Consider the following 14,138-nt stretch of genomic DNA (forward strand, 5'->3'; position numbering starts at 1 on the left):
GGTCATCGATAGTCAGCCAGGCCCCTCCGCAGAAGCCAAGCGCGGCTCAGACGTTGCGACGCTCGGCTTCCACAAGGGTTGCAATGCGGCGTTCGAGGTTGCGTAGATTTTCTGAATAGCAGGCGCGTGCTTCGCGGCTCGGAATGAGGCTGCCAGGTGTACGAATATCCATGCCGCACACATATTGTGCAGCATTGCGCAGGCGGGCATGCAGCTGACGCTGGCCGGATTGGGTCGAGAGATCGAGATCGCTGTAGCGAACCGTTGCGACAGTGACTTCATCTAGCGCGCCGGCAATGGCTGGCGTTGCGGCAGCTGTGCTGGCAAACATGGCGACGGCCAGACTGGATTTCAAAATAGTGTTCATCGTTTTTCCTCCTCTAGAGCTCCGGGGGCTTGCCTTGGGGCAGGAGCCATGAGGATGTTTCTACGCCGAGCTTGGGCGAAATGATCGTGCGCCTCGACGGGATCGCGTGCAATATCGACAAAGTTCGTGTCCATACGACGACCGTCATATTTTCTTCGACCAATGTCGATCAGGCGGTCCTGCAACGGCTTGTCGCAGGCGAAACACATGAAATTGGGTAGCAGGCGTTACCTTCACTTGGCGTTCAGCGCGGGCGTAGCTATAGGCAGGGCATGATTCCGACCCGATCCGTGCGCGGCGCCTTTGCGGCCGCAGCTTGTGCCCTCGTTCTCACCGGTTGCAGCGGCGGCAGCGCAAATGAAGGCGCAGATGTTGCCTATGTCGCGCGCGATGTGGAATCGCTTTACATCGCTGCTAAGGACCGGCTCGATCGCGGGGATTTGCAAGTGGCTGCTGCCTTGTTTGACGAGGTGGAACGCCAGCACCCCTATTCCCCATGGGCCCGCCGCGCCCAGTTGATGAGCGCGTTTTCATATTACGCTGCACGTCAATATAACGCGGCGATCCAGTCTTCTTCGCGTTTTCTGTCGATCCACCCCGGCAACCGTGATGCACCCTATGCCTATTACCTTATCGCACTCAGCTATTATGAGCAGATCAGCGATGTAGAGCGTGATCAGGCAATCACGCGGCAGGCACTCGCTGCGATGAACGAATTGGTGCGTCGTTATCCGGACAGTCCCTATGCCGCCGATGCGCGGTTGAAGATTGATCTGGTCAATGATCACCTGGCGGGCAAGGAAATGGAAATCGGCCGTCATTATGAGCGGACCGGACAGTGGCTTGCTGCGAATTTGCGGTTCCGCAATGTGGTGGACGATTATCAGACCACCAGCCACGCGCCTGAGGCACTGTTCCGCATGGTGGAAACAAGCCTCGCTATCGGTGTGCCGGAAGAGGCGCAGCGTTATGCTGCCGTGCTGGGCGCCAATTATCCCGGCAATGAATGGTACGAGCGCGCTTATGAATTGATGCAAGACCACCAGCCGCAGCGTGTCGGCGGCTAATCCGAAGATCGAATAACATAGTGCCGGATTTTAGCGGCAATCAGGCACGCGGCATATCAGCGCGTGCGTAGATCAGGCGTAGCGAAGTTCACCTTCATTGCTCGCATGGTCGCCGCGGTTTTTGGTGATGATCTCTGACATTTCAGGAAGGTGCAGCGGGGGCTGAAGGCTCACGCCTGCCAGCCCATCATGCGCCCAGCGGATAGTACCCGCGAGTGCCTTGCCGCATTTCGTCATGACCGTAACAGCATCACCGGTTTCAAGCTTGCCTTCACCAAGATTGCTCACCCGAAAGCCTTTTTGCGAAAGCTCGATGAGCAAACACCCGGCTGGCTTGCTACCTTCAGTCTTAATTTTTGCGGGCATCCGCAGTGCGTAGCGGCGATGAGCCCTGATGTTGTGCACCGACATGGCGAGTCGGATCCTTCTGTGGTTGCGACCTTATAGAGACAGACAATGGTTAAAATATTGTCTACCTCCACCGATTAGCGACGAGCTATCGTTGCGCAGCGACAAGTGGAGCCGTATTGACTTCTTACTTGCCATGCTGACAACTCTTGCCATCCGCAACATCGTCTTGATCGAAGCTCTGGACCTCGCTTTCGGCCGTGGACTGGGTGTGCTGACGGGGGAAACCGGGGCGGGCAAGTCCATCCTGCTCGATGCCTTGGGCCTTGTTCTTGGCGCGCGCGCGGACAGTGCACTGGTCCGCGCCGGCGAAGATCAGGCAAGCGTCACCGCCACATTTGAATTCGCCGCCATGCCTGATGTCATCTTGCAAGCCCTGGATGATGCAGAGGTGGAATTGGAGCCGGGGGAACCGCTGATTATCCGCAGGCGGTTAAAGGCCGATGGTGGATCGAGAGCTTTCATCAATGATCAGCCCGTCGGGGTGGCTCTGTTGCGCACATTATCAGCTGCACTGGTGGAGCTGCACGGTCAGCATGATGATCGCGGCTTAGTAAATCCGCGCGGGCATCGCGCCTTGCTTGATCGCTATGCCGGGGCAGATGTTGCTCGCGTGTCGGCCGCATGGGCGGACTGGCGCTCTGCCAAAAATGCCCTTGCAACTGCGCGTGAAGGAATAGAACAAGCGCGGGCGGATCAGGATTTGCTGCTCGCCCATCTCGAGGAACTTACCAATATCGCGCCGGAAGAAGGCGAGGAAGAATTGCTCGCCACCTCTCGTTCTGACATGCAGAAGGGAGAAAAACTGGCAGGCGATCTTGAGGATTTGCGGCTGATTTGGGACGGCAGCGATGCACCGTTGGCGCGGCTCCGCAGCGCGGCGCGCCGATTGGACAGGATAGCGCCGGAACATGCGCTGCTGGCAGAGGCGCTGGCCAGCCTTGACCGCGCAGTGATCGAAGCTGGCGAAGCGGAAGAGAAGCTGGAAGCCGCGGCAGAGGCGCTAACCCATGATCCGCTTGAACTCGACCGAATCGAAACGCGCCTGTTCGAACTGCGCGCACTCGCCCGCAAGCATAATTGCCAAGTGGATGAATTGCCCGAGGTGATGCGCGATATGCGTGATCGGCTTGACGCGATCGAGCAGGGCGATGCTGATCTTGCCGGGCTGGAAAATACTGAATCACTTGCAGGTGCTGCCTATAGCAAGGCGGCAGAGGCCTTGCACAAAGCGCGCGTGACAGCGGGCGCAAAGCTGGATTCTGCGGTGGCGGGCGAACTTGCACCGTTGAAACTGGACGCAGCGCGTTTCCGCACATCCATTACACAGCTGCCGCAAGATCGCTGGGGCGCGAGCGGGATGGATGCGGTTGAATTCCTAATCGCCACCAATCCCGGTGCCGATTTCGCGCCACTCAACAAGGTCGCTTCGGGGGGTGAATTATCACGCTTTATCCTCGCACTGAAAGTGGCATTGGCGGAGCAGGGTGGCGCTGCGACGGTAATCTTTGACGAGATAGACCGCGGCGTTGGCGGGGCGGTGGCTTCAGCCATCGGTGAACGGCTGGCGCGGCTGGCAGATGGCGGTCAATTGCTCGCCGTCACTCACTCGCCACAGGTCGCCGCGCGTGGCGGCACACATTACATGATCGCGAAGTCATCGACGGGGACTGTAACGAAGACTTCGGTTGCAAGGCTTGATGCAGAAGGGCGGCAGGAAGAGATCGCCCGCATGCTGAGTGGGGCGGAAGTCACGCCAGAAGCCAGGGCGCAGGCTGATCGTTTGCTGGAGGGGGTTTGAATGAAGGTTCTCGCTTCAGTTCTGACCGCGCTTGACTGACTGCACTCTCCCGCTCAATCATAGTACTGTGTTTGATTTCACCTGTGGAACTGATGATAGGTGCAACGGCTTCGCGGGCTTTGAAAAGGGCAATCGCGTGGCGGGATTCAGCCAATATGCGCTCAAATTCATTCAATATTGGAACATCCGTGTGGTGGATCTCAACATTGTCGTGACAGGCGATCAGCCCTAGCGCTGCAATTGCTTTACGCAGACATTCGAAAGTTTTTGTCATGGACATTTCCGAAGCCGATGCCGCCAATGAATTGATGCGGCTCGCAAAGGCGATCGCGCGGCACAATAAGCTTTATCACGCTGAGGATTCGCCCGAGGTTACGGACGCCGAATATGATGCGCTGGTTCGCCGCACTGCCGAGCTTGAGGAGCAGTTTCCGCATCTGGTGCGCGATGATTCACCTTCCCGGCAGGTCGGCCACGACATTGCTGAATCACCGCTTTCCAAGGTCAGCCATGCGGTTCGGATGATGAGCCTCGACAATGCTTTCTCGGATGAGGAGGTGGGCGAATTTGTTGCACGGGTACGCCGTTTCCTGTCGCTGGATGAGGATGAATCCGTCTCCTTCACAGCCGAGGACAAGATTGACGGCCTTTCGTGCTCGTTGCGGTATGAGGCTGGCAAGCTGGTCATGGCCGCCACGCGCGGAGATGGGCAGGTGGGTGAAAATGTCACGGTCAATGTCAAACATATCGCCGATATTCCACAGCAATTGCGCGGCAAGAACGTGCCCGAGGTGTTCGAGGTGCGCGGCGAAGTTTACATGGCAAAACAGGATTTTACCGCACTCAACGCGGTTCAGCAGAAAATGGGTGGAAAGCTGTTTGCCAATCCTCGCAATGCAGCAGCCGGATCACTGAGGCAGAAAAACGCCAGCGTTACCGCGCAGCGGCCTTTGCGCTTCTGGGCGCATGGCTGGGGTGCAGCATCAGCAGAGCCGGGCGAGACGCAGGCAGAGGTCATGCGCGCCATTGAAAGCTGGGGTCTGCCAGTGTCTCCGCTGTTCCTGCGCGCGCAATCGCTGGATGAGATGCTTGATCATTATCGCGCCATCGAGAAGGCGCGGGCGGATCTGCCCTATGATATCGATGGCGTCGTTTACAAAGTGGACAGGCTCGACTGGCAAAAGCGTCTGGGCTTCGTGGCCAAGGCACCGCGCTGGGCGATGGCGCACAAGTTTCCCGCGGAACAGGCGCAGACGACGCTGGAAGCAATTGACATACAGATCGGGCGAACGGGCAAGTTGACGCCGGTCGGGCGGCTCACACCTGTCACCGTGGGCGGTGTTACCGTCACCAATGTCACCCTGCACAATCGTGACGAGATCGAGCGGCTGGGCGTCCGCGTGGGTGATCGCATCGTCGTGCAGCGTGCAGGGGATGTTATCCCGCAAGTGGTCGAAAATCTGACTCGCGATGAAAAGCGCACGGCCTTTCAGTTTCCTGATCATTGCCCCGAATGTGGTAGCGAAGCGGTAAGTGAAGAAGGCGAGGTTGATGTGCGATGCACGGGCGGGCTGATCTGTCCGGCGCAGCGGACCGAACGGCTCAAGCATTTTGTCAGCCGCGGTGCGCTCGATATTGACGGGTTGGGAGAAAAGACGATCGATCAGTTCTTCGCGCTCGGCTGGCTGGAAAGCCCTGCCGATATCTATCGCTTGAAGGAACTCCGCGAGAAGATACTGGCGCTTGACGGGTGGCAGGATAAGTCTGTGGATAAGCTGTTGGCTTCTGTGGAAAGCAAACGTTCTCCCGATGCGGCGCGGCTCTTGTTCGGGCTTGGCATTCGCCACGTCGGGACCGTAACCGCACGCGATCTAATGAAGAATTTTCATGAACTTCCTGCGCTGCGCGAAACGGCGCAGAAGGCGCGTGCAGGCGATGAGGACTCGCGCCTGTCTCTCACCAGTATTGACGGGATCGGCGATGCCGTGGTCGAAGCGCTGGGTGATTTCTTCCACGAGGACCATAATATCGAGGTGTGGGATGATCTGCTCTGCCAGCTGGAGGTGCCGCGCTATGAAGTCCAGAGCATCGATTCCCCAGTGGCTGGAAAGACGATCGTCTTTACAGGAAAGCTGGAAACCATAAGCCGCGATGAGGCCAAGGCTCAGGCAGAGCGGCTGGGCGCAAAGGCTGCAGGCTCGGTCAGTTCCAAAACGGATATTCTGGTGGCCGGACCGGGGGCAGGCAGCAAGCTCAAGAAGGCAGCAGATCTCGGCATCGACGTGATCGACGAGGCGGGCTGGGCAGAGATCGTCAAGGCAGCTGGCTGACCTGCATTAGCCGATCAATCATTGGGCATAAGGTGGATCTCGCGCACGCAGGATGTATCGGGCTGGGAAAGCGCAAACACCACCGCGTCTGCGACATTCTTGGGCTGAAGCTTGTCCGGCTTGGCCTCGTCGAAGAAGGGCGTATCGACCATACCGGGCGAAATGACCGTGCAGCGCCCGTTCCACTCGCGCATTTCTTCCGCCAGATTTCCGGCAAATCCATGCACGAACCATTTGGTCGCGCCATAGATGGAGCCTTTGAAATGCTCACGGCCCACCTTCGATCCGGTGACGATGAATTGCCCCTTTGTCTTCCTGAGATGCGGTAGCGTGGCATGCGCCGTATAAAGCACGCCAAGGATGTTGAGATGGACCATGTCATGCCAATCCGCCGGATCGCCATTTTCAACGCCGGATTGGGCGCCTCCCTTACCCGCATTGGCGAAGACTGCATCCAGTCCACCGAAATGGGATACCGTCTGGCTGACACTGTTTTCCAACGCATCCCTGTCGGTCACATCGCAGGCAATCGCCAGCGCCGCATCGCCAATTTCATCCGCCAGCGCTTTCAATTTATCTTCTGAGCGGGCGAGCAGGGCGACATTCCAGCCCGCTTGTGCCGCCGCGCGGGCGCTCGCCGCGCCGATGCCGGAAGATGCGCCGGTGATAAGAATAGTCTTGGCCATGAAAGTGTCTCGTTCTGCAAGTGGATGTGTATGACGAGAATGGACAAACGCACCTTTGCGTTCCGAGAATATCTAGGGCGCCTGATCGGATGTGCGGACAGGTATCCATTTCATCACACCGCCCGCTAGCGGAGTCCACCAGCCCATCGTGATCCCTGCATCGGCCAGCCGCGAGCCCACCCAGCTATTGCAGGTATTGACCATTGAATAGCCGCTCCGCGCCTCGTAATAGGCATCATTGGCGTAGGTGCCATAGAATTCGCCGCGCTTTGCGCCCGCAGTTATTGGTGGAAGGTCGCGTTCGATGGCCTGGACGAGGGCGGCATATTGCCTGCGGGAAATACGCAGCGGACGATAATCCTTGCCCGCAGCAGGGCGCACATAATGGGCAACGCGCATCACCGCATCCCCGCCAATGGTTGCTATACGCAAGGCTGTGGTGGCGGAAAGATCGCCCCAGGTAGGAACGTGGAGAAATACCTCACGCTCGCCAAAGCCGATGGCTAGATGCGTCGGCAGTTCGGCCCTTTCGCCATAGCCAGTGATAGACTTGGCGGCGCTGGGGAAGGTGGTGCGCCAATCTTTCACCTCGGTCACTACGGGCACGATTATGGATGTGTGTGTGCCATTGGTTTCGATCATGATGTCCACGCCCTCGGCAGGTTCTGTCCAGTCGCTGTTCTGCGGGATCGAACTGCCAACCCATGCTGCCAGAATGTATCCGGTCATCACAACCGCCAGCACAGCAAATATGGCAAGCGTGATGCGAATGAGCTTGCGCATCATCCGGTAAATCGGTGCCTGAGCCACAAGATTGACCAATCACCAATCGTAAGGCTGCGTTGCAGACGGAAGCCCTCCCGGCGATAGGCATCGCGCACAGCTGGCGCTTGCCGCGTGAGCAGACCCGACAGGAGGATGTTACCGCGATGCGTAACGCTGTGGGTAAAATCAGGCGCAAGGTCGATCAGCGGCCCGGCAAGAATATTTGCGATGAGCAATTCGAACGGGGCGGCTGCCTGCAGCCCCGGGTCTTCCATCCCGTCTGCCACGATCATGGACATTTTTCCCGGTCCAGCGCCAAGCCGCACACCATTGCCATGCGCATTTTCCAGCACAGCAGGTTCGCATACCGGATCGATATCCGACGCGGTGACGGCAGCATGCGGCCACAGCGCCAAGGCGGCAAAAGCCAGCAGGCCGGTTCCGGTGCCGATATCGGCGATATGGCGCGGGTTGAGGCCCATGCGGCGCATTGCATCCAGCATGACAAGGCAGCCCGCGGTCGTTTCGTGATGTCCGGTGCCGAAAGCCTGCGCTGCCGGGATGCAGAAATTGGTGATGGCGGGATCTTTGCTTGGCGCATAATCCGGTGTGTGCACATGAAAACGGCCTGCGCGGATCGGCTCCAGCCCGCGCTGGCTTTCGCTCAACCAATCTGTTTCGGGCAATTGTTCGGCCACTAGCCGTGGGGGATTTTCGCCGAACAGCGCGCGCACAGCATTGCGATCGGCGGGGGTTGGGCGGTGCTCCATATAAGCGTCGAGGCACCAGCAATCGGGTTCGTCCGGATCGACTTCGAACCCGGCCAGAACGATCGCTTCGTTCCAGCCAATGATCTCATCCCGTTCGTCCAGCGCAGCCTCAATGGCTGCTTTTGAACTGATGGCGGAAAGCTTCCAGTTCATGACGCATTCGCTTCTTCTGCAATGCGTGTGTCGAGGCGCGCTTCAACATGGGCCGCATATTCTGCGCAGTCCATGCCCGATGCCAGATCACCCGTCAGCAATTTGTCTCGCATACCACTGGCCGAGGGGTGCGGAGTGAGCAGGATATCGCATTTCAGTGTCGCCAGCCGCGCCAGTCCATCGCGATAGGCCTGCACATAATCGGGATGATCTGAGAAGCGATAATCCGACCGGCTGACTGCACTCAGACTGTCGGCATAGACAATGGTCACACATTCGCTGCCTTCGCAGCTTTCCCATTGCCAGCTCAGCGCGCCGGGCGTGTGGCCTGGTGTCTCGACAGGAGTAAAGTCCAGTCCGGCGATATTCAGCGGCTGTCCGGCTGGCGCTGTAGAGACAAATTGTGCGGGCAGGGGGCGCATGGGTGGATGCATGCCCGCCTGCGGGTCTTGCGCATGTGCCGCACCAGATACGATTACTCCACGCGCCTGAGCCGAGGTGATTATCGGCGCTCCAGTATTTTGGTGCACCCACCACAACCCGCCGACATGATCGAAATGTTCGTGACTAGTGAGGATAGCCTTGATGTTTTCCGGCTGGAAACCGAGCACGCGGATGTTTGTGAGAACCTGGCGGGAGCCATTGGCCGTGCCCGTATCGAACAGCACATGGCCAGAGGGACCCGCAATAAAGATCGCAGTTATACCGCAGGTCCCGACATGATAGGTGTTTCCATGAATGCGAAAGGCGGGTGCGCGCTTCTCCCACACGTCCCAATCCTTGCATTCCTGCGCCCAATGAACAGGCGACGCGGCGGCATCGCGCGCGGCCTCCATCACGCCAGAACTTGGTGCCGGAACCGGTTCTTGCGGGGCCACGCACGCCGAAAGCATGATGAGGAAGGCCAGCGAGATTGCCCTAGCGAACATAGCTTGCACCATTGGCATCAATCACTGCGCCAGTCATGCTGGCAGGCGCATCGAGAGCGCAGAACACCGCGATATCGGCAATTTCTTCCGGCTCGGCCACGCGGCCCAGGGGGATATCCGCCAGCAGACCGTCATCGCCCCGGCTTATGAGATAGTCCCCCGCCATCGAAGTATCAGTATAGCCGGGCGCGATAGCGAAGCTGAGAATATTTTCGGCCGCGTAACTGCGTGCAATCGTTTTGTGCATCGCGACCATGCCGCCCTTGGCAGCGGCGTAATGCCAATGCGCCGGTGAATCGCCGCGATAGGCCGCGCGGCTGGCAATATGCACAATCCTGCCGCCATTGCCGTCACCGCCTTCGGCCCGCTTCTGCCAGTGCTGCACGGCAAAGCGGGAAAGCTGGGCAGCGCTGGTGAGGTTGATGCGCATCGTATCTTCCCAGCGATCCAGCCATTCGATATCGCTGGCGTGCAGCGGGCTTTGTTCGAACATGCCGGCGTTGTTGATCAGCACATCAATCCGGCCATCGAGCCGGTCCAGCGCATTTTGCCACAGTATCTGCGCGGCGGGCGGATCAGTGAAATCGGCAGCGATGGTGCGTTCATCCACCGGGCGGGTGGCATGGCCAATCACGGTGCAATCACGCGCCACCAATTGCTCCGCTATGGCAAGGCCGATGCCCCGGCTGCTCCCTGTTACAAGAATATTAGTCATATTCTGCACCCATAGCCGCGCGCGGCAATTGGTGGAAGGGGAAGCAGAAGGCCGCGGTGCAAGCGCCGATCGCCTCACCTGTGCCATACAGAACAAGGTGCGCTTGTCTCCCGCGTATCATGCGCTAAGGAAGGCGCGAAACAGGAATCACCGGGATTTGTGTGGCTGATTGCCAATGCCGCACAATTCCCGGAACATCATCGTGCTGCGATAGGAATTGTCATGGGTAATGGAACATCGATCGGCCGCGTGCGCGGCTTGGGGGCGGCGCACGAAGGACCGCATCACTGGCTGATTCAGCGCTTTACGGCGGTCGGCAATCTGGTGACGGTGCTTTTTCTGGGTATCTCGCTCGCATTGCTGCCTGATTATTCATATCAAACCGTCAGCCAGTTTATCGCGCAACCCATTCCAGCCTTTATGCTGGCGCTGCTGGTCATAACGACCTTCTGGCACGCGCGGCTGGGAATGCAGGTCATGATAGAAGATTACGTCCCGAATGCGGGCACGAAATTTGCCGTGCTTGTTATCCTCAACCTCGTGACTTTTGCCGGGGCAGGTTTCGGCCTGTTCAGCATCGCCCGCCTCGCTTTTGGCGGAGGAGACGCCTGATGGCTCGCAACGAAACTTACGAAATCAACGGTCGCGCATATCCGATTATCGATCACACATATGATGTGGTGGTCGTTGGCGCTGGCGGTTCGGGCCTGCGCGCCACAATGGGCGCAGCAGAGGCCGGGTTGAAGACGGCGAATATCTCCAAGGTCTTTCCCACGCGCAGCCATACCGTGGCGGCACAGGGCGGCATCGCGGCCAGCCTTGGCAACAATACGCCCGATCACTGGTCGTGGCACATGTATGACACGGTGAAGGGCGCAGACTGGCTGGGCGATCAGGACGCAATCGAATATCTCGCCCGCGAAGCTCCGCAGGCTGTGTATGAGCTGGAGCACGCTGGCGTGCCGTTCAGCCGCAATGAAGACGGCACGATCTACCAGCGACCCTTTGGCGGCCACATGCAGAACCGCGGCGAAGGCCCGCCGGTCCAGCGCACCTGCGCCGCAGCCGACCGTACCGGCCACGCCATGCTTCACGCGCTCTACCAGCAGAGCCTGAAGTACGATGCGGATTTCTTCATCGAATTTTTCGCCATTGATCTGATCATGAAGGGCGAGGGTGCGGACAGGCGCTGCGTTGGCGTGATCGCTATGTGTCTTGATGATGGCAGCATCCACCGCTTCCGCGCACATGGCGTAGTGCTGGCGACAGGTGGGTATGGCCGTTGCTATTACACCGCCACGAGCGCGCATACCTGCACCGGCGATGGCGGCGGCATGGTGCTGCGCGCCGGCCTGCCCATGCAGGATATGGAATTCGTGCAATTCCATCCCACCGGCATCTACGGCGCGGGCGTGCTGATAACAGAGGGCGCACGCGGCGAAGGTGGCTATCTCACCAATTCTGAAGGTGAGCGGTTCATGGAACGCTATGCCCCCAGCGCGAAGGACCTCGCCAGCCGTGATGTTGTGTCGCGTTCAATGGCGCTGGAAATGCGTGAAGGGCGCGGTGTCGGGCCGGATGGCGACCACATCTTCCTGCACCTCGATCATATCGATCCTGCCGTATTGGCAGAACGCCTTCCCGGCATCACCGAAAGCGGCAAGATCTTTGCCGGGGTGGACCTTACGCGGCAGCCGCTGCCGGTTACGCCCACGGTGCATTACAACATGGGCGGCATTCCCTGTAACTATCATGGCGAAGTTGTCACCGTCGGGCCCGATGGCAACCCGGATCACGTGGTGCCTGGCCTGTTCGCCGTGGGCGAGGCTGCCTGCGTGTCGGTCCACGGCGCAAACCGTCTCGGCTCCAATTCGCTTATTGACCTCGTGGTTTTTGGTCGTGCAACAGGCTTCCGGCTCAAGGAATTGATCAAGGCCGGCACTGCGCATGATGAATTGCCTTCAGATAGTGCTGATCTTGCACTTTCGCGTCTGGACCATTTCCGTTTTGCAGACGGCGGCTCCACTACCGCAGAACTGCGCGCCGAAATGCAGAAGACGATGCAGAAACACGCCGCCGTGTTCCGCGATTCTGCACTGATGCGCGAAGGCGTGCGCCAGTTGACCGAAACCAACAAGCGGATGCAGGACGTCAAGGTCCATGATCGCTCGCTTATCTGGAACAGCGATCTTATCGAAACACTGGAACTCGACAACCTGATGGCGCAGGCCGTGGTGACGATGCATTCTGCCGAAAACCGCAAGGAAAGCCGCGGCGCCCACGCGCATGAAGACTTCCCTGATCGTGATGACAAGCAGTGGATGAAGCACACTGCTGCCTGGTTTGAAGGCTGGGGCGGTAGTGGCGGTGACGTGAAGATCGATTACCGTCCGGTCCACGAATATACGCTGACTGATGATGCAGAATATATCGAGCCGAAGAAGCGAGTATATTGATGCAGCGGCTTCGACCTTAGATCGTGACCGAACTGCAAGAATTGGCGCAATTGAAAAAGGCGGGGGAATATTCCGCCGTCTTCTCGCGGTTGGAACGCGCCCATATCATCAGCTACTATTCCACGCTCCATGATGTGCTTGTCCATTTCGCGATGCTGCGCTGGGCGCGGTGTCGCCATAATGACAGGGAATTGGCCGGACAGGTCTTGCGCCTAATCGGCCCGGCTACAAAGCTCGCGATCGGTTGGGTGCCCGCAGGGAATACTGGCGGCACACATTTCAGCCCGATCAAGCCGATGCCCGATGATCTAGCGGCCATCAATGCAGCCAGGCGGTAAATGCCTCCTTGTGGAATATGCGGCCTGCGATAAGTTCGTGCAATGAAGCATTTCCTCACAGCCGCAGCACTTGCTGCCGCACCTATCATCGCCACCCCGGCTGCGGCCCAATTGACCAATGCCGAACAGGTGATCGCATCGAATGTAGAGACGCATTTTGAAGACGATGTGGCGCTGCTGGAGGTGATGACCAACGTCAATTCGGGCACCCACAATCACGAAGGCGTGCGCGCTGTAGCAGACCTGCTCATACCAGAGCTGGAAGCGCTGAACTTCACAACTGAATTCATTGACCAGAGCCACGTCGACCGCGCTGGTCACCTTTTCGCCCGACATAAAGGCAATGCGGATACCACCCGTATTCTGATGATCGGCCATCTCGACACCGTGTTTGAACGCGACAGCCCGTTCCAGCAGTTCACCCGTGAAGGCGATATAGCCACGGGGCCGGGCGTAGTGGATGACAAGGGCGGGATCATCGTCATCCTTTCGGCCCTGCGCGCGATGGAGGCAGCGGGCACGCTGGAGGCCGCAAATATCGTTGTCGCGTTGACGGGGGATGAGGAGGACGCGGGCCAACCCATAGAACAATCGCGCGCCGATCTGATCGCTGCTGGCGAATGGGCCGATGTAGCCTTGGGATTTGAAGGCCTGTCCGTGATGGAAGGGCGTGATTTTGGCGTTGTGGCGCGGCGCAGTTCCAACAGCTGGCAGATCACCACCACAGGCCAGACAGGCCATTCCAGCGCCATCTTCCGCGACGAAGCAGGCTATGGCGCGGTTTATGAAATAGCGCGCATTCTCGATGCCTTCCGCCAGCAATTGCCCGAAGAGAACCTCACCTATAACGTTGGTCTTCTTGCAGGCGGCACACCCGCCGTGCTGGCCGATGACGGGCTTTCCGCCAACACCGCTGGCAAGACGAACATCATCGCCTCTACCGCCGTGGCGCGTGGCGATCTGCGCACGATTTCGCAGGATCAGACCGACCGCGTAGCTACCGCGATGCGGGACATAGTGGGACAGAACCTACCGGGAACGGGCGCTGAAATCACCTTTGAATTCCGTTATCCGCCCATGTCACCCACCGATGGCAATCGCGCTCTGCTGGCGCGGCTCAACACCATCAATGTCGATCTCAGGCTGGAGCCGATGGAGGAATATCCGCCTTCGCGCCGTGGCGCAGCCGACATCAGCTTTGTCGCGACGCTGGTCAATGCTGCGCTGGCTGGCATGGGGCCGAATGGTGCGGGCAGCCATGCCGAAGGTGAAAGTGCGGATTTATCGAGTTTTACGCGGCAGGCCCAGCGCGCGGCTATCCTGATCAGTCGACTGGCCGTGGAACCGCGTTAA

General features: G+C 58.8%; 16 protein-coding genes. 8 read left to right on the top strand and 8 right to left on the bottom strand.

Annotated elements, in window-relative coordinates; all coding sequences use genetic code 11:
* Positions 1-46 precede the first annotated feature (46 nt).
* Positions 47-367 (bottom strand): UrcA family protein, encoded by a 321-nt coding sequence (locus CP97_RS07915; protein ID WP_063612394.1) that lies wholly within the window; start codon positions 365-367, stop codon positions 47-49.
* 29 nt (positions 368-396) lie between these two features.
* Here CP97_RS07915 and CP97_RS16150 point away from each other — a divergent pair, with 29 nt between their 5' ends.
* Together CP97_RS16150 and CP97_RS07920 are read left to right on the top strand one after the other, a co-directional pair.
* A complete protein-coding gene (locus tag CP97_RS16150; protein WP_149036444.1) occupies positions 397-588 on the top strand; it encodes a hypothetical protein in 192 nt (63 codons plus the stop codon).
* Positions 589-639: 51 nt separating this feature from the next.
* The gene (locus tag CP97_RS07920; protein ID WP_048885492.1) at positions 640-1,434 is read left to right on the top strand and encodes an outer membrane protein assembly factor BamD; all 795 of its coding nucleotides are present in this window, start codon (positions 640-642) and stop codon (positions 1,432-1,434) included.
* A 72-nt stretch (positions 1,435-1,506) separates the two neighbouring features.
* Here the strand turns inward: CP97_RS07920 and CP97_RS07925 are convergent, their stop codons facing one another.
* Complete coding sequence (locus tag CP97_RS07925) at positions 1,507-1,845, bottom strand: PilZ domain-containing protein (protein ID WP_048885493.1); 339 nt, start codon at positions 1,843-1,845, stop codon at positions 1,507-1,509.
* 133 nt (positions 1,846-1,978) lie between these two features.
* On the opposite strand from CP97_RS07925, the gene recN reads away from it, so the two are divergent.
* Complete coding sequence (gene recN, locus CP97_RS07930) at positions 1,979-3,643, top strand: DNA repair protein RecN (RefSeq protein WP_048885494.1); 1,665 nt, start codon at positions 1,979-1,981, stop codon at positions 3,641-3,643.
* On the opposite strand, the gene CP97_RS16155 is transcribed toward recN, so the two are convergent.
* On the bottom strand, positions 3,594-3,917 hold the full coding sequence (locus CP97_RS16155) for a hypothetical protein (RefSeq protein WP_149036445.1): 324 nt from the start codon (positions 3,915-3,917) through the stop codon (positions 3,594-3,596). The two genes, recN and CP97_RS16155, sit on opposite strands and share 50 nt — an antisense overlap.
* Here CP97_RS16155 and ligA point away from each other — a divergent pair.
* Entirely contained in the window at positions 3,916-5,973 is a 2,058-nt protein-coding gene (ligA, locus tag CP97_RS07935) for an NAD-dependent DNA ligase LigA (RefSeq protein WP_048885495.1), read from the top strand. The two genes, CP97_RS16155 and ligA, sit on opposite strands and share 2 nt — an antisense overlap.
* A 14-nt stretch (positions 5,974-5,987) precedes the next feature.
* On the opposite strand, the gene CP97_RS07940 is transcribed toward ligA, so the two are convergent.
* The 5 genes from CP97_RS07940 to CP97_RS07960 all read right to left on the bottom strand — a co-directional run bounded on the left by CP97_RS07940 (position 5,988) and on the right by CP97_RS07960 (position 9,991).
* Entirely contained in the window at positions 5,988-6,659 is a 672-nt protein-coding gene (locus CP97_RS07940; protein WP_048885496.1) for an SDR family oxidoreductase, read from the bottom strand.
* Between the two features lie 72 nt (positions 6,660-6,731).
* The gene (locus CP97_RS07945; RefSeq protein ID WP_048885497.1) at positions 6,732-7,445 is read right to left on the bottom strand and encodes a DUF2459 domain-containing protein; all 714 of its coding nucleotides are present in this window, start codon (positions 7,443-7,445) and stop codon (positions 6,732-6,734) included.
* The gene (locus CP97_RS07950) at positions 7,442-8,347 is read right to left on the bottom strand and encodes a 50S ribosomal protein L11 methyltransferase (RefSeq protein WP_048885498.1); all 906 of its coding nucleotides are present in this window, start codon (positions 8,345-8,347) and stop codon (positions 7,442-7,444) included. The genes CP97_RS07945 and CP97_RS07950 overlap by 4 nt, the downstream gene beginning before the upstream one ends.
* Positions 8,344-9,276, bottom strand: a complete 933-nt coding sequence (locus tag CP97_RS07955) for an MBL fold metallo-hydrolase (RefSeq protein WP_063612395.1) — start codon at positions 9,274-9,276, stop codon at positions 8,344-8,346. The genes CP97_RS07950 and CP97_RS07955 overlap by 4 nt, the downstream gene beginning before the upstream one ends.
* Positions 9,266-9,991, bottom strand: coding sequence for an SDR family NAD(P)-dependent oxidoreductase (locus CP97_RS07960; RefSeq protein WP_048885499.1), 726 nt, complete (start codon positions 9,989-9,991; stop codon positions 9,266-9,268). Before CP97_RS07960 ends, CP97_RS07955 begins: the two co-directional genes overlap by 11 nt.
* A gap of 222 nt (positions 9,992-10,213) precedes the next feature.
* Between CP97_RS07960 and sdhD the strand changes: the two genes are divergently transcribed.
* Genes sdhD through CP97_RS07980 form a run of 4 tightly spaced genes read left to right on the top strand, consistent with a single transcriptional unit; the run spans position 10,214 to position 14,138 of the window.
* Entirely contained in the window at positions 10,214-10,603 is a 390-nt protein-coding gene (gene sdhD / locus CP97_RS07965; RefSeq protein WP_048886846.1) for a succinate dehydrogenase, hydrophobic membrane anchor protein, read from the top strand.
* Positions 10,603-12,447, top strand: a complete 1,845-nt coding sequence (gene sdhA, locus CP97_RS07970; protein WP_048885500.1) for a succinate dehydrogenase flavoprotein subunit — start codon at positions 10,603-10,605, stop codon at positions 12,445-12,447. Before sdhD ends, sdhA begins: the two co-directional genes overlap by 1 nt.
* A 23-nt stretch (positions 12,448-12,470) precedes the next feature.
* Positions 12,471-12,785, top strand: coding sequence for a DUF3703 domain-containing protein (locus tag CP97_RS07975; protein ID WP_227819555.1), 315 nt, complete (start codon positions 12,471-12,473; stop codon positions 12,783-12,785).
* A 42-nt stretch (positions 12,786-12,827) separates the two neighbouring features.
* Positions 12,828-14,138 carry a M20/M25/M40 family metallo-hydrolase gene (locus CP97_RS07980; RefSeq protein ID WP_048885502.1) on the top strand — a complete coding sequence of 437 codons (1,311 nt, stop codon included), beginning with the start codon at positions 12,828-12,830 and terminating at the stop codon, positions 14,136-14,138.

It is taken from the genome of Aurantiacibacter atlanticus (assembly GCF_001077815.2).
GTDB lineage: Bacteria > Pseudomonadota > Alphaproteobacteria > Sphingomonadales > Sphingomonadaceae > Alteraurantiacibacter > Alteraurantiacibacter atlanticus.

What these genes read in the sequence shown, in the direction of transcription:
- CP97_RS07955 (WP_063612395.1), bottom strand. Translation starts at nt 9,276, where the DNA reads ATGTTCGCTAGGGCAATCTCGCTGGCCTTCCTCATCATGCTTTCGGCG.
- CP97_RS07920 (WP_048885492.1), top strand. Translation starts at nt 640, where the DNA reads ATGATTCCGACCCGATCCGTGCGCGGCGCCTTTGCGGCCGCAGCTTGT.
- CP97_RS07980 (WP_048885502.1), top strand. Translation starts at nt 12,828, where the DNA reads ATGAAGCATTTCCTCACAGCCGCAGCACTTGCTGCCGCACCTATCATC.
- CP97_RS16155 (WP_149036445.1), bottom strand. Translation starts at nt 3,917, where the DNA reads ATGACAAAAACTTTCGAATGTCTGCGTAAAGCAATTGCAGCGCTAGGG.
- ligA (WP_048885495.1), top strand. Translation starts at nt 3,916, where the DNA reads ATGGACATTTCCGAAGCCGATGCCGCCAATGAATTGATGCGGCTCGCA.
- CP97_RS07915 (WP_063612394.1), bottom strand. Translation starts at nt 367, where the DNA reads ATGAACACTATTTTGAAATCCAGTCTGGCCGTCGCCATGTTTGCCAGC.
- sdhA (WP_048885500.1), top strand. Translation starts at nt 10,603, where the DNA reads ATGGCTCGCAACGAAACTTACGAAATCAACGGTCGCGCATATCCGATT.
- CP97_RS07925 (WP_048885493.1), bottom strand. Translation starts at nt 1,845, where the DNA reads ATGTCGGTGCACAACATCAGGGCTCATCGCCGCTACGCACTGCGGATG.
- CP97_RS07940 (WP_048885496.1), bottom strand. Translation starts at nt 6,659, where the DNA reads ATGGCCAAGACTATTCTTATCACCGGCGCATCTTCCGGCATCGGCGCG.
- recN (WP_048885494.1), top strand. Translation starts at nt 1,979, where the DNA reads ATGCTGACAACTCTTGCCATCCGCAACATCGTCTTGATCGAAGCTCTG.
- CP97_RS07950 (WP_048885498.1), bottom strand. Translation starts at nt 8,347, where the DNA reads ATGAACTGGAAGCTTTCCGCCATCAGTTCAAAAGCAGCCATTGAGGCT.
- sdhD (WP_048886846.1), top strand. Translation starts at nt 10,214, where the DNA reads ATGGGTAATGGAACATCGATCGGCCGCGTGCGCGGCTTGGGGGCGGCG.
- CP97_RS07945 (WP_048885497.1), bottom strand. Translation starts at nt 7,445, where the DNA reads ATGATGCGCAAGCTCATTCGCATCACGCTTGCCATATTTGCTGTGCTG.
- CP97_RS07960 (WP_048885499.1), bottom strand. Translation starts at nt 9,991, where the DNA reads ATGACTAATATTCTTGTAACAGGGAGCAGCCGGGGCATCGGCCTTGCC.